This is a genomic window from Streptomyces sp. NPDC048461 (assembly GCF_055587105.1).
Genome location: NZ_JBVJGW010000014.1, coordinates 224,852 through 239,044 on the forward strand (window position 1 = coordinate 224,852; position 14,193 = coordinate 239,044).

General features: G+C 71.0%; 12 protein-coding genes and 2 riboswitches. Of the genes, 1 reads left to right on the forward strand and 11 read right to left on the reverse strand.

Annotated features, from left to right (window positions below):
- Positions 1-7: 7 nt before the first annotated feature.
- A complete protein-coding gene (gene gcvP, locus ACZ6S8_RS24520; RefSeq protein WP_469459053.1) occupies positions 8-2,893 on the reverse strand; it encodes an aminomethyl-transferring glycine dehydrogenase in 2,886 nt (961 codons plus the stop codon).
- Positions 2,894-2,953: 60 nt separating this feature from the next.
- Positions 2,954-3,089, reverse strand: a riboswitch (glycine riboswitch).
- A riboswitch (glycine riboswitch) is annotated at positions 3,090-3,188 on the reverse strand.
- A gap of 112 nt (positions 3,189-3,300) precedes the next feature.
- On the opposite strand from gcvP, the gene ACZ6S8_RS24525 reads away from it, so the two are divergent.
- Positions 3,301-3,693, forward strand: coding sequence for a PRC-barrel domain-containing protein (locus ACZ6S8_RS24525; RefSeq protein WP_267725983.1), 393 nt, complete (start codon positions 3,301-3,303; stop codon positions 3,691-3,693).
- A 33-nt stretch (positions 3,694-3,726) separates the two neighbouring features.
- Here ACZ6S8_RS24525 and ACZ6S8_RS24530 read toward each other — a convergent pair whose 3' ends face one another.
- The 10 genes from ACZ6S8_RS24530 to ACZ6S8_RS24575 all read right to left on the reverse strand — a co-directional run bounded on the left by ACZ6S8_RS24530 (position 3,727) and on the right by ACZ6S8_RS24575 (position 14,032).
- Positions 3,727-5,187, reverse strand: coding sequence for a DNA polymerase IV (locus ACZ6S8_RS24530; protein ID WP_469459055.1), 1,461 nt, complete (start codon positions 5,185-5,187; stop codon positions 3,727-3,729).
- 141 nt (positions 5,188-5,328) lie between these two features.
- Positions 5,329-5,967 carry a MerR family transcriptional regulator gene (locus ACZ6S8_RS24535; RefSeq protein ID WP_469459057.1) on the reverse strand — a complete coding sequence of 213 codons (639 nt, stop codon included), beginning with the start codon at positions 5,965-5,967 and terminating at the stop codon, positions 5,329-5,331.
- A gap of 181 nt (positions 5,968-6,148) precedes the next feature.
- Positions 6,149-6,622 carry a bifunctional nuclease family protein gene (locus tag ACZ6S8_RS24540; protein ID WP_007262890.1) on the reverse strand — a complete coding sequence of 158 codons (474 nt, stop codon included), beginning with the start codon at positions 6,620-6,622 and terminating at the stop codon, positions 6,149-6,151.
- Between the two features lie 55 nt (positions 6,623-6,677).
- Positions 6,678-7,445: a transcriptional regulator FtsR gene (gene ftsR, locus ACZ6S8_RS24545; RefSeq protein WP_469459059.1), complete on the reverse strand. Its 768-nt coding sequence runs from the start codon at positions 7,443-7,445 to the stop codon at positions 6,678-6,680.
- A 40-nt stretch (positions 7,446-7,485) separates the two neighbouring features.
- Positions 7,486-8,430 (reverse strand): FHA domain-containing protein, encoded by a 945-nt coding sequence (locus ACZ6S8_RS24550; protein ID WP_469459085.1) that lies wholly within the window; start codon positions 8,428-8,430, stop codon positions 7,486-7,488.
- An 82-nt stretch (positions 8,431-8,512) separates the two neighbouring features.
- Positions 8,513-9,502, reverse strand: coding sequence for a DUF881 domain-containing protein (locus ACZ6S8_RS24555; protein ID WP_469459061.1), 990 nt, complete (start codon positions 9,500-9,502; stop codon positions 8,513-8,515).
- Positions 9,503-9,507: 5 nt separating this feature from the next.
- On the reverse strand, positions 9,508-9,840 hold the full coding sequence (locus tag ACZ6S8_RS24560) for a small basic family protein (protein ID WP_112452698.1): 333 nt from the start codon (positions 9,838-9,840) through the stop codon (positions 9,508-9,510).
- Positions 9,837-10,739 carry a DUF881 domain-containing protein gene (locus ACZ6S8_RS24565; protein WP_469459086.1) on the reverse strand — a complete coding sequence of 301 codons (903 nt, stop codon included), beginning with the start codon at positions 10,737-10,739 and terminating at the stop codon, positions 9,837-9,839. Before ACZ6S8_RS24565 ends, ACZ6S8_RS24560 begins: the two co-directional genes overlap by 4 nt.
- Before the next feature lie 110 nt (positions 10,740-10,849).
- Positions 10,850-13,342: a sugar phosphate nucleotidyltransferase gene (locus ACZ6S8_RS24570; protein WP_469459063.1), complete on the reverse strand. Its 2,493-nt coding sequence runs from the start codon at positions 13,340-13,342 to the stop codon at positions 10,850-10,852.
- 99 nt (positions 13,343-13,441) lie between these two features.
- A complete protein-coding gene (locus tag ACZ6S8_RS24575) occupies positions 13,442-14,032 on the reverse strand; it encodes a CDP-alcohol phosphatidyltransferase family protein (protein ID WP_383913437.1) in 591 nt (196 codons plus the stop codon).
- Positions 14,033-14,193: the final 161 nt, after the last annotated feature.

Genomic DNA, 14,193 nt, shown 5'->3' on the forward strand with positions numbered 1-14,193 from the left:
CCTGGCGTCAGTTGTCGTACTCGTCCAGCGGCGGGCAGGAGCAGACCAGGTTCCGGTCACCGAACGCACCGTCGATGCGGCGGACCGGCGGCCAGTACTTCTCCGCGGCCGTGACCCCGGCCGGGAAGACCGCCTCGTCACGGGTGTACGGGTGGTTCCACTCGCCGCCCAGCGCCGCCGCCGTGTGCGGGGAGTTGGCCAGCGGGTTGTCCTCCAGCGGCCATTCGCCGCCCGCGACCCGCTCGATCTCGGCACGGATGGCGATCATCGCGTCGCAGAAGCGGTCGATTTCGGCGAGGTCCTCGGACTCCGTCGGCTCGATCATCAGCGTTCCGGCGACCGGGAACGACATGGTCGGCGCGTGGAAGCCGTAGTCGATCAGGCGCTTGGCGATGTCGTCCACGCTGACGCCGGTGGTCTTCGTCAGCGGGCGCAGGTCGATGATGCACTCGTGCGCGACCAGGTTGCCGGGGCCCGTGTACAGCACCGGGTAGTGCGGCTCCAGGCGCTTGGCGATGTAGTTGGCACCGAGCACCGCCACCTGGGTGGCGCGCTTGAGGCCCTCGCCGCCCATCAGGCGCACGTACGACCACGAGATCGGCAGGATGCCCGCGGAGCCCCACGGCGCGGCGGAGATCGGGCCGACGCCCGTCTCGGGGCCGGCGGTCGGCTGCAGCGGGTGGTTCGGCAGGTACGGGGCCAGGTGCGCCCGGACACCGACCGGGCCGACGCCCGGACCGCCGCCGCCGTGCGGGATGCAGAAGGTCTTGTGCAGGTTCAGGTGCGAGACGTCGCCGCCGAAGTGACCCGGCTTGGCCAGGCCCACCAGGGCGTTGAGGTTCGCGCCGTCCACGTAGACCTGGCCACCGGCGTCGTGCACCTGGGCGCAGATGTCGGCGACGTGCTCCTCGAACACACCGTGCGTGGAGGGGTAGGTGATCATCAGTACGGCGAGCTCGTCGCGGTACTGCTCGATCTTCGCCCGCAGGTCCGCCGCGTCGACCTCGCCGTCGTCGGCCGTCTTGACGACGACGACCTTCATGCCGGCCATCACGGCGCTGGCGGCGTTCGTGCCGTGCGCGGAGGACGGGATGAGGCAGATGGTGCGCTGCTCGTCGCCGTTGGCGCGGTGGTAGGCGCGCACGGCCAGCAGACCGGCCAGCTCACCCTGCGAGCCCGCGTTGGGCTGAATGGAGACCTTGTCGTAGCCGGTGACCTCGCAGAGACGTTCCTCCAGCTCGGTGATGAGCGTGAGGTACCCCTCGGCCTGCTCCACCGGGGCGAACGGGTGCACCTGGCCGAACTCGGGCCAGGTGACGGCCTCCATCTCGGTGGTGGCGTTGAGCTTCATGGTGCAGGAGCCCAGCGGGATCATGCCGCGGTCCAGCGCGTAGTCCTTGTCCGAGAGCTTGCGCAGGTAGCGCAGCATCGCGGTCTCGGAGCGGTGCTGGTGGAAGACCGGGTGCGTGAGGACCTCGTCCGAGCGCAGCAGGGCCTCGGGCAGTGCGTCGGCCGTGGTCGCGTCGAGCGCCTCGATGTCGGCGCTGACGCCGAAGGCGGCCCAGACGGCCTCGACGTCGGCGCGCAGGGTGGTCTCGTCGCAGGAGAGGGAGACGAGGTCCGCGTCGACGCGGTACAGGTTGACCCCGCCCTCGCGGGCGGCGGCGACGACCTCGTCGGCCCGGCCGGGAACCCGCGCGGTGAGGGTGTCGAAGTACGAGCCGTGGACGATCTCGACCCCGCCGGCCCGCAGGCCCGCGGCGAGGAGGGCGGCGTAGCGGTGCGTCCGGCGGGCGATCGTCCGCAGGCCGTCCGGGCCGTGGTAGACGGCGTACATGGCGGCCATGACGGCGAGCAGCACCTGCGCGGTACAGATGTTGCTGGTGGCCTTCTCGCGGCGGATGTGCTGCTCGCGGGTCTGCAGGGCCAGGCGGTACGCCTTGTTGCCGTCCGCGTCCACGGAGACGCCGACGAGGCGGCCCGGGAGCGAGCGGGCGTGCTTGGCCTGGACGGCCATGTAGCCGGCGTGCGGTCCGCCGAAGCCCATCGGGACGCCGAAGCGCTGGGTGGTGCCGACCGCGATGTCCGCGCCCAGCTCGCCCGGCGAGGTCAGCAGGGTCAGGGCGAGCAGGTCGGCCGAGACGGTGACGACGGCGCCGAGCCCGTGCGCCTGGTCGATGACCGGCTTGATGTCGCGGACGGCGCCGGAGGCACCCGGGTACTGGAGCAGCACGCCGAACACGCCGCGCTCGGCGATCTCGGCCGGGATGCCGTCGGAGAGGTCGGCGACGACGATCTCCACGCCCGTGGGCTCGGCGCGGGTCTCGATCACGGCGATGGTCTGCGGCAGCGCGTCGGCGTCGATCAGGAAGACGCCGCCCTTGACCTTGCCGACGCGGCGGGCCAGGGACATGGCCTCGGCGGCCGCCGTGCCCTCGTCGAGCAGCGAGGCGCCCGAGGTCGGCAGACCGGTCAGGTCGGCGACGACGGTCTGGAAGTTCAGCAGCGCCTCCAGACGGCCCTGCGAGATCTCCGGCTGGTACGGGGTGTACGCCGTGTACCAGGCCGGGTTCTCCATGACGTTGCGAAGGATCACCGGCGGCGTGAAGGTCCCGTAGTAGCCGAGACCGATCATGGGGGTGAGGACCTGGTTGCGGTCGGCGAGCGACCGCAGCTCGGCCAGCACCTCGGCCTCGGTCCGCGCCTCGGGCAGGTTCAGCGCTTCGGCGGTCTTGATCACATCCGGTACCGCGGCGGCGGTCAGTTCGTCCAGGGAGCCGTAGCCCACCTGGGCGAGCATCTTCGCCTGCGCCCCGGCGTCCGGGCCGATGTGGCGCTGCTCGAAGGGGATGCCTCGCTCAAGCTGGGAGAGCGGAATGCGGTTGGCGGTCATGTACGGAGGCCTCCTGGTCGTATGACCTGCGAGGGGCACCACGGCGCGGGCACCCGGACGGCCTCCCCCTCTGTCATCTCAACCTGAGAGTTTCACCGGAGTCGTGGGGATCGCCCTCGAGCTCCGGCTTTCACCGTCGGTGAGGAGAGGGACCGGCACTGCGCGCCCGGTTCCCGCTCCTGCTTTCCAGAGTGGCCTCGTCCGTGCGGTACGTATGCCTGAGAGATTCCGGGGAGGATTTGCTCCTTCGGCGCCTCCGGCGAGCTCATTCGGAGGACTCTCCCGCACAGGGTCGACAGCCGCCACCCAGCCTACCAGCGCCGTTCCGGGGCCTCCCCGAGTGGCCTCGACTCCCAATATGCACTTCTGTAGTCATTACGGAGGAGTTGCGACCAAGTGGAGGGACCGTGCAGACCGACATCGATCCGCGCAGCCTGATCGGCCGCAAGGCGTTCGACCGGAACGGCAGCAAGATCGGCACCATCGACGAGGTCTACCTCGACGACGCCACCGGCGTCCCGGAATGGGCCGCCGTACGGACGGGCCTGTTCAGCCGGGACGCCTTCGTCCCGCTGGAGCCGAGCGAGCTGGTCGGGGACGCCCTGCGCGTCCCGTTCGACCGCTCCCTGATCAAGGACGCCCCCGACTTCGGCGTCGGCCGCCACCTCTCCCCCGAACAGGAGCTGCAGCTCTACCACCACTACGGCCTGGACGTGACCCTCCCCTCCGAGTTCCACCAGGCGCCCCCGCCCCCGGAGCAGCCGCGCGACTTCGGCCGGCTGGCGGGCGACGACGGCTGACCGCCGCCCCTCCCCGGCCGGCCCGGGCGCCCCTCAGGCCCTGCCCGGCCCCTCCTCCACCGGCTCCCCCACCAGCGGCAGCGGATCGGCCGCCTCCAGCTCGGGATCGTCCACCCGGAAGGTGCGCACCCGGCCGGGGGCCGACCCGGGCCGCTCGAACCGTACGGTCACCCGCCCGACCCCGCTGCCCTGCACCCACCCCGGCCCGTGGACGGCGTGCCGTACGTCGTTCCCGGGCGCCCAGCGCCGCTCGGCGGCGGCCTCCGCCTCCCCCGGCGGCCCGGGCGGGACGGCCGGCCCGGCGTTCCCCGAGGCAGGCGCCTCCGGCGCGGCGGCGCCGGCCTCCGACGGCCCCGCCGAACCCTCCGCCGCCCCGTCGGGCGGGTCCCCGGCCCGCCCGTCCCCCTCGGCGGCGAGCGTCGCGGCGGCCTGGGCGAACAGGTCCTCCTGCGTGTAGTCCGCCAGCCCCGTGACCCCCACCCCGAGCAGCCGCACCCCGCCCGTGGTGTCCACGCCCTCCAGCAGCCGCGCCGCGGCCTCCCGCACCACCCCGGGGTCGTCGGTGGGCCCGCGCAGCGTCTCCGAGCGCGTGAGGGTCGAGAAGTCGAACCGGCGCACCTTCAGCACGATCGTGCGGCCCGAGTGCCGGGACTCCCGGAGCCTGCGCACGCACCGGTCCGCGAGCCGCTGCACCTCGGTGCGGATGCGGACCCGGTCGTGCAGGTCCACGTCGAAGGTGTCCTCGACCGACACCGATTTCGCGTCCCGCTCGGCGACCACCGGCCGGTCGTCCAGCCCCAGGGCCATCCGGTGGAGGCCGGCGCCGTGCGCGCGCCCGACCATCCGCACCAGCTCGTCCTCCCCGGCCTCCGCCAGTTCGCCCACAGTGGTGATCCCGGCCCGGCGCAGGTGTTCCCCGGTCGCCGGGCCCACCCCGGGCAGGGTCCGTACGGACATCGGCGCGAGCAGCTCCCGCTCGGTCCCCGGCTCGATCAGCAACAGCCCGGCCGGCTTGGCCTCCTCGGACGCCACCTTGGCCAGCATCTTCGATCCGGCCAGTCCCACCGACCCGCTCAGGCTCGTGGCCGCCCTGATGTCCGCGCGCAGCCGCTCGCCCGTCTCCCGGGCGCTGCGGGCGTCGAAGGCGACGCCGCCCGCCTCCAGGTCCACGAACGCCTCGTCCAGGCTCAGCGGCTCCACCAGCGGCGACAGCTCCCGCAGCAGGGCCATGACCACGTCGCTGACCTCGCGGTAGAGGCTGAAGCGCGGGACCAGGCAGGCACCGTTCGGGCAGAGCCGCCGGGCCTGCGCCATCGGCATGGCCGAGTGCACCCCGAAGCGCCGCGCCTCGTACGAGGCGGTGGCGACGACCCCGCGCGGACCGAGCCCTCCGACGATCACGGCCTTGCCCCGCAGGCTCGGCTTCGACGCCTGCTCCACGGAGGCGTAGAAGGCATCCATGTCCAGGTGCAGGATGGTTGGCGCGGCTCTCACGCCCCCGATGCTGCCCTACGCCTCTGACAATCCCGGGAACCGGTTCCGGGGCGCCCGCGGCCGGGCCGCAACGGCCGGCGGGCGCGGAGCCCCCTCAGGGCCCCGCGCCCGCCGGAACGGCCGTACGTGCTCAGGCCGGGCTCACACGGCCCGGTTGCGGCGGGCCGCCAGCTCGTCCGCCGGGTGGTGGCCGACGACGGTCTCGCCCGTGGCCACCCGCTCCCCGTGCAGCTGCCCCAGCGCACTCTCCACGTCCCGCCACACGACGCCCACGGCGATGCCGAAGACGCCCTGACCGCCCTGGAGCAGGCTCACGACCTGGTCCGGCGAGGTGCACTCGTACACGGAGGCGCCGTCGCTCATGAGCGTCGTCCGCTCCAGGTCCGCGAATTGGGGGTCCCGCAGGTGCTGTACGGCCGTGCGGATGTTCTGGAGCGCCACACCGGTGTCCAGCAGGCGCTTCACGATCTTGAGGACCACCACGTCCCGGAAGCTGTACAGCCGCTGCGTGCCCGACCCGTAGGCGGCCCGCACGCTGGGCTCCACCAGCCCGGTCCGGGCCCAGTAGTCGAGCTGCCGGTAGGTGATCCCGGCCGCGGCGCACGCCGTGGGCCCGCGGTAGCCGACCTCCTCGGGCACCGGGGCGTCGCCCACCGGTGCGACCGGCGTGGACTCCGGCTGACGTCGCGCGGACCCCACCGTGCTGCCGTAAAGCGGGTACGGTCCGCCGTCACTCCGTACGGGGATGCCCCCGGTCGTACCGTCGCCCGTGATCCTCACGCCGACCCTCCGTCCTTGACCTGCCCACCTTGAAGGTAGGCAGTCACCAGGGGTGCGTCAACGATCGCCACACTCGGCACGCCGAGTGATAATCACCCTGAGAGTGGTTTCCCGTATCCGATTGCCGGGAAGGGCTCATCGAATGGGCCGGCACTTCCCCGTGGACGACGCGGCCTGCGCCCTACTGCGGGCCGGTGCCGAAGTCCTCGGGCGAGATCTGGTCGAGGAACTCGCGGAACTTCTCCACCTCGTCCTCCTGCTCGTCGGGAATGGCGATTCCGGCGTCGTCGAGCACGCCGTCACTGCCGTAGATCGGCGTCCCCGTCCGCAGGGCCAGCGCTATGGCGTCGGACGGCCTCGCGCTCACCTCGACCCCGCTGGCGAAGACGAGCTCCGCGTAGAAGACGCCCTCCCGCAGATCCGTGATCCGGACCTCGGTGAGCTCCTCGCCGACCGCTTCCAGCACGTCCTTGAACAGGTCGTGCGTCAGCGGCCGGGCAGGGGCCATGCCCTGCTGCGCGAAGGCAATGGCGGTCGCCTCCCCTGGACCGATCCAGATGGGGAGGTACCGATCGCCTCCCACTTCACGCAGGAGCACGATCGGTTGGTTGGAGGGCATTTCCACCCGGACACCCACAACGTCGAGCTCGTTCACACAGTAACCCTAGGACCTGCCCAGCCGGTTTGGGTAGTCGGGCCCCCCTCGGTCCCTACAGGCGGACCCCGAGAGCGGTCTGAACGAGCGCCTCGTGGAGCCGTACGGACAGCCCCGCGAGCTCCTTCAGCGTGGCCTCCGCGTGCGCCCGGGTCTGCGGGTTGCGGTGCCGGCGCAACGGTGCCACCACCTGTTCGACGAGCCCCGCCTCGCGGTCCGCGGCGGCCTTCATGGCACGCAGGTGGCGCGGCTCCAGCCCGAACCGGCCCAGATCGGCCACCAGACGGGCCACGGTGACGGCCTCGGCGTCGAATCCGCCGCCCGGGGCCTCGGCCAGCAGCCCGTACGACTCCCACTCGACGAGCTGCACCTCGTCCACGTCGGCGGCAGCGAGCAGTTCCGCCCGGCCGATGCGCGGCGCCGTGGGCCGTTCGCGGCCGACTTCTCCGTAGACGACCGCCGGACTTCCGGGCTCGGCCGCGTCGCCGGGCTCGCGGTGCGCCGTCGGCGCCGGGATGCGGATCTGCTCCCCGCGTGCAAGGGCGTCGAGCTGGTCGCGGATGACCTTCAGGGGCAGGTAGTGGTCGCGCTGCAGCCGCAGGATGTGGGCGAGGCGCTCCACGTCCCCGGAGCTGAACTTTCGGTACCCGGACGGAGTGCGCGTCGGCTCGACCAGGCCCTCCGCCTCCAGGAAGCGGATCTTCGAGATCGTGACTTCGGGGAACTCGTCACGCAGCGTGGAGAGCACCGTGCCGATGCTCACCAGCCGCCCGGCCGAGGCGGCGGTGCCGTTTCCGGCACCGCCTGTCGGGGTGCGCAACATGGGACCTTTCCTGAACCCCCGGACGCGGTCCGGGGAAGGGTCAGATGCCCCGCAGGCTTGCGTAGAAAACCACCCGGTACTTGCCGATCTGCACCTCGTCGCCGTTCTGCAGGGCGACGGACTCGATCGGTTCCCGGTTCACGTACGTGCCGTTGAGGCTGCCGACGTCGGCCACGGTGAACCCGCCGTCCTGGCTCCTGCGGAACTCGACATGGCGCCGGGAGACGGTGACGTCGTCCAGGAAGATGTCGCTCTGCGGGTGCCGGCCGGCCGTGGTCAGTTCGCCGTCCAGCAGGAAGCGGCTGCCGGAGTTGGGACCGCGCCGAACGATGAGCAGGGCGGAACCGGGCGGCAGGGCCTCCACCGCGGCCTGGGCCTCGGGGGACAGCGAGGACGACACGTGCGTTTGGCCCGACACCTCGGCCTCGTAGGCCTCCAGGCCCGAGATCGAGATGGTGGACGTGGTCTCCGAGGCGCGCTCCGGCGTCAGACCCGCCCGCAGCGGCGCCCCGCAGTTGGAGCAGAAGCGGCTGGCCGCATCGCTGCGGTGCCCGCACCTGCTGCAAACCTGCTCGGCCGACATGGACGGCTCCTCGCGCCGCGGCTGCCCCGCGGAGGCACTGGTGGCATACGGGTCGGGGGCAAACCCTCCACCCGCACTTGAGGTTGATGGTTCACCGAAACCTATGCGTCCGGTACCAGCGGGGTCAACAGCCGACGCGCCGTACGCGCCCGAATTGTCCCTCGCCCCGCCGACCTCGTCACGGAAGAGCGGACGGTCGCCCTGTCCCTCTGCGTCACCGTGCCCGGCGCGATGGCGCGCCGAGCCGCCTTCCTCGCGGTTCTTCTTGCCGAACAACTTCTCAAACAACTTCACGGGCGATTCCCCTTGACCGAAACAGACCCGCCCGTGGGGCAGGACGAACTCCGAATGCACACACCTGCCGACCCGGACATACTCACAACGTCCGTAACCACCAGACAGTTTCCACCACGCACCGCGACTTCGGTGCGCCGACCCCCCGCAGGCTTCCGCCCGCGTGAGCCGGTCCGCTCCTCACCGCATCTCATGGTGATGACGACCGAGCGTAGTCAGGCTGCTTCGCCGCCCGCAAGGCGTCCACAACGATCTTCGCCGACCGCGTGACGGCGACGGCGGCCTGCTCCTTCTCCAGTGTCTGGACGACGCCGCCGGGGATGTTGAGCGCGGGCTCCAGGTCCTGGGGCTTGCCGATCACCTTGAACTCGTAGGGTTGTGTGATCTTCTTGCCGTCGATCGCGACCCCGCCGTCCTCGTCCGAGAAGTACGTGCCCGCCACGATGCGGGTCCCGTTGATCTGGATCGCCTCGGCGCCGGCCGCCCGCAGCTCCTGGAGCGTGTCCAGCAGCTGGTCGGACTGCACCTGACCGGTGGGATCGGTGATCTTCAGCGTGATCCCCGGCCCCTGCGCAGCCACCGTACCGGCCAGGATGCCGAGTTGGCGCTCCTTCTCCACGGTCTGCTTGCGGGCCTCCTCCGCCTGGTTGGAGCTGCTCTCCAGTTCCTTGCGCTGGTCCTCCAGCCGCTGCTTCTCGTCCTCCAGGCGCTTGGTCCGCCCGTCGAGCTCGTCGAGGATGCGTACGAGGTCCTCCTGACGGGCCCCGCGCAGGGCGCTCTCGTCGCTGTTGGACCGCACCTGGATGGCCAGGCCCAGCCCGAGGACGAACAGCAGCAGCGCGACGATCAGTTGGGCCCGGCTCGCCCGCGGCGGCCACAACCCGGCCGCGAGCCGCTGCCGTCCGGTCTGCTCGGGGGCCTCCGGCGGCGTCGGCGGCGCGGACGCCGCGGGCGGCGGAGGCGGGGTCGCCGACGGCTGCGCAGGCCCGACGGGCGCCGCGGGCCGCACCGGATGGGCGGGCTGCACGGGCTGCGTCGGCTGCACCGGCGGTGCAGGCGGTGCAGGCGGTACGGGCACGGCGGGTTGCACGGGCGGTACGTGCGGCGGCACCGGGCCGCCGGGGGCACCGGCTCCGCCGGGTCCCTCGGGACGCTCGGGCGGGGTGTCGTTCGTACTCATCGGCCTCACGCCCGGAACACGTGCCGGCGGATGGCCGCGGCATTGGAGAAGATGCGGATGCCGAGGACCACGACCACGCCGGTGGACAGCTGCGAGCCGACGCCCAGCTTGTCGCCCAGGAAGACGATCAGCGCGGCCACCACCACGTTCGACAGGAACGACACGACGAAGACCTTGTCCACGAAGATGCCGTCCAGCATCGCGCGCAGACCGCCGAACACCGCGTCCAGCGCCGCCACGACGGCGATCGGCAGATAAGGCTCCACCACGGCCGGCACTTCGGGCCGGACCAGAAGTCCGACCACCACTCCGACCACGAGGCCCAGTACCGCGATCACGATGCACCCTTCTGCTGCTCTGCTGCTGTGGCTGTCCGCACGGTCAGGCTCGACGCGGCCGGCAGCCGCACCTCGTCCTGCGGGGACAGGGTGGAGCGGATTCCGTAGTTCTCCTGCAGCACGTGCAGGTACTGTCCGTCCGCCGAGTCCTGGAAGGCGGTGCCGAGGCGCTTCTTGTCCCCCACCGCCAAGACCTCGTACGGCGGTACCAGAGGTCTGTTGTCGACCAGTATCGCGTCGCCCGCGGCCCTGATCGCCGACAGTTCGGTCAGCCGCTGCCCGTTGATCGAGACGGCCTCCGCCCCGGACTGCCACAGGCCGTTGACGATCTTCTGCATGTCGCGGTCGCGGAGCCGGCCGGTGTCGGAGAAGCCCGCGCTCTCGCGCGGTCCCCCGCCGCTCGACGAGGAGCCCTTCGCGTCGTCCACGACCAGTTTGATCCCGGGCCCGCGCACCTCGGTGGCACCGGACAGCAGCGCGACGAGCTCCCCCTGCCCGCCACCGGGCTGCTTCAGTGCGGCGCGCTGGCGGTCCGCGACGTCCGTCCGCAGCCGCTCGATGTCCCGCTCCAGACCGTCCGCGCGCTCATCGGCCCGCTCCACCCGGTCGATCAGTTCGTGCCGCTCCTTGGCCAGTACCGGCGCGGACATCCGCGCCTCGGCGGCGCCGAGCGTCACGACGAGGGCGGTGAGGACGAGCCCGGCCGCGAGCCCCAGCTTCGCCTTCAGTGTGCGCGGCAGTCCTGCCGTGCCGTCCGCCTCGCGCCGCGCCGATGCCTGCGCGTACCCCTCGTCGAGGCTGTGGTCCATCACATGGGTCAGCAGCGACATGGAGGCGTCCGGGCGCGCGGGCGGGGACGCCGGAGTCCGGTGGTGAGGCGGCTGCGACATGCCCCACATCGTCGCATGTCGGCAGCGCACACACCCAATGCGTCCGGCGGGCCGGGTACGGAGCTGTTCCCGTACCCGGCCCGCCGGACTTCGTTCGTACGCGGATCACTCCGCGGCGGTCACTGACCGCCGTCCACCACGGCCGCCCACTCGTCGAGCAGAGCCTGCGCCGAAGCGTCGTCGGGGCCTTCGGCCCACAGGTGGGTGACGGCCTCGGCCGGGTCCGGGAGGACCAGCGCCCAGCGGCCGTCCGCCTCGACGACCCGCACGCCGTCGGTGGTGTCCACCTGCCGGTCTCCGGCCGCCTCCACGACCCGTCGCATGACGAGCCCCTTGACGGCCCACGGAGTCGGCACGTCCCGCTTGAGCACGTGGGCCCGGGGGATCCGGGCGTCGATCTGGCTCAGCGTGAGCTGCGTCCGCGCGACGAGGCCGAGCAGCTGGACGAACGCGGCCGACCCGTCGAAGACGCTGCCGAACTCGGGGACGATGAAGCCGCCCCGGCCGTCGCCGCCGAAGATGGTGTTCTCCGCCCGGCCGACCCGCGTCAGGTCGTCGGGAGAGGTCGTGGTCCACTCCACCTGCGTGCCGTGGTACGCGGCCACCTGCTCGGCGACCCGCGTCGTGGTCACCGGCAGCGCGACCTTGCCGCTGCGCTTCTCCGCGGCGACCAGGTCGAGCAGGACCAGCAGGGCCCGGTCGTCCTCGATGATCCGCCCGCGCTCGTCGACCAGGGAGATCCGCTCGCCCACCGGGTCGAAGCGCACGCCGAAGGCGGCCCGTGCGGAGGCGACGATCTCGCCGAGCCGCACCAGCCCGGCCCGCCGGGACTCGGTGGTCTCGGTCGGCCTGGACTCGTCGAGCCCCGGGTTGATCGTCAGGGCGTCCACGCCGAGACGGCCGAGGAGGCTGGGCAGGACGAGGCCGGCGCTTCCGTTGGAGGCGTCCACGACCACCTTGAGTCCGGCGTCGCCGATCCCGGTGATGTCGACCCGGCGCAGGAGCGAGCCGGTATAGGCGTCGAAGACGCTGCCGGGGAACTGGAGGTCGCCGATCTCGCCGGGGAACGCGCGCCGGTACTCCTGGCGGGCGTAGACCCGGTCCAGCTTGCGCTGCTGCTGCAGCGAGAGGTCGGCTCCCCGCTCGTCCAGGAACATGATGTCGACCGAGTCCGGCACTCCGGGCGAGGTCCGCAGCACGATCCCGCCCGCGCTGCCGCGTGCGGTCTGCTGCCGCGCAACGGGCAGCGGTACGTTCTCCAGGTCGCGCACGTTGATGGCGCTGGCCTGCAACGCCGAGATCACGGCCCTCTTGAGTGCTCTCGCGCCTCGGGAGTGGTCTCGGGCGGTGGTGACGATCGCGCCCTTCTTCAGGGTCGTCGCGTAGGCCCCGGCGAGCCGGACGACCAGCTCGGGGGTGATCTCCACGTTCAGGATCCCGGAGACGCCGCGCGCTCCGAAGAGGTGGGCCTGGCCGCGGGACTCCCAGATGACCGAGGTGTTGACGAAGGCGCCGGCCTCGATCGTCTTGAAGGGGTAGACGCGGACGTTCCCCTGGACGATCGACTCCTCGCCGACCAGGCACTCGTCGCCGATGACGGCGCCGTCCTCGATCCGTGCGGCCCGCATGATGTCGGTGTTCTTGCCGATCACGCAGCCGCGGAGGTTGCTGTGGGGTCCGATGTAGACGTTGTCGTGGACGACCGCCTTGTGGAGGAAGGCGCCGCTCTTGACGACGACGTTCGAGCCGACGACGGTGTGCTCGCGGATCTCGACGCCGGCCTCGACCTTGGCGTAGTCCCCGATGTACAGGGGACCGCGGAGCACCGCGTCGGGGCTGACCTCGGCGCCTTCGGCGATCCACACGCCGGGCGAGATCTCGAAGCCGTCCATGTCGACCTGGACCTTGCCCTCGAGCACGTCGGCCTGGGCCTTGACGTAGCTCTCGTGGGTGCCGACGTCTTCCCAGTAGCCCTCGGCCACGTAGCCGTAGATCGGCCGGCCTTCCTTCATGAGCTGGGGGAAGACGTCACCGGACCAGTCGACGGAGGTGTCCGCTTCGACGTAGTCGAAGATCTCCGGCTCCATCACGTAGATGCCGGTGTTGATGGTGTCCGAGAACACCTGTCCCCAGGTCGGCTTCTCCAGGAAGCGCTCGACCTTGCCCTCCTCGTCGACGATGGTGATGCCGAATTCCAGCGGGTTGGGGACCCGGGTCAGGCAGACGGTGACGAGTCCGCCCTTTTCCTTGTGGAACCGGATGAGATCGGTGAGGTCGAAGTCGGTGAGCGCATCGCCGGAGATCACGAGGAACGTATCGTCCTTCAAGGCCTCCTCGGCGTTCTTCACGCTGCCGGCGGTCCCGAGTGGCTTCTCCTCGTTGGCATAGGTGAGCTCCATACCGAGCTCTTCGCCGTCACCGAAGTAGTTCTTGACGAGCGACGCCAGGAACTGAACGGTGACCACGGTCTCGCTGAGCCCATGCCGCTTGAGCAGCCTCAGCACGTGCTCCATGATCGGCCGGTTGGCCACCGGCAGGAGCGGCTTGGGCATGCTCGAGGTCATTGGGCGAAGGCGTGTGCCCTCGCCGCCGGCCATCACGACGGCCTTCATGTCGGAAGAGTCCTCCTTGGGAGACGACGATCTCGCCGACCTCACCCGTTCCGGACGGTGACTCGGCAATTGCTCCGCGTCATCCGGCGCTGAGCGAGCTCAATCGGCCGTGGGATCCGCCTTGACGAGACGGCGGACCTGCACCACGTACAGCACTCCTGCCCACCAATAGAGGGTTGTACCCCATCCTGCGAACGCCCATCCCAAAACTGACCCCGTCCAGGCCAACCAGCCCGTGCCGTCACTGAGCAGCAGCAACGGGAACGCGTACATCAGGTTGAAGGTCGCGGCCTTGCCGAGGAAGTTCACCTGCGGCGGCGGGTACCCGTGGCGGCGCAGGATCCACACCATGACCAGCAGCATCAGCTCACGGGCCAGCAGGGCTCCGGTCAGCCACAGGGGGAGGATCTCCCGGTAGGTCAGCCCGAAGAGCGTGGACAGGATGTAGAGCCTGTCCGCGGCCGGATCCAGGAGCCGGCCGAGATTGCTGATCTGGTTCCAGCGCCGGGCGAGCTTCCCGTCCAGGTAGTCACTGATCCCGCTCAGCATGAGGACGGCCAGAGCCCACCCGTCGTGCTCGGCGAGGATCAGCCACAGGAACAGGGGCACACCGGCCAGGCGAGCCATGCTCAGGATGTTCGGAATGGTGAAAATTCGGTCGGTCTGAACCCGAGTCTCCTGGACCTCCACCCGGGGGCCTCCACTGACGTGAGAAATGTTGAACGATGCACCCTGACCCTACAGGAGAGCCCACACGGGTCCGGAACGCAGAAAAGCCCCGCACCATAAGGTGCGGGGCTTTCCCACAATAATTGTTCGGCGGCGTCCTACTCTCCCACAGGGTCCCCCCT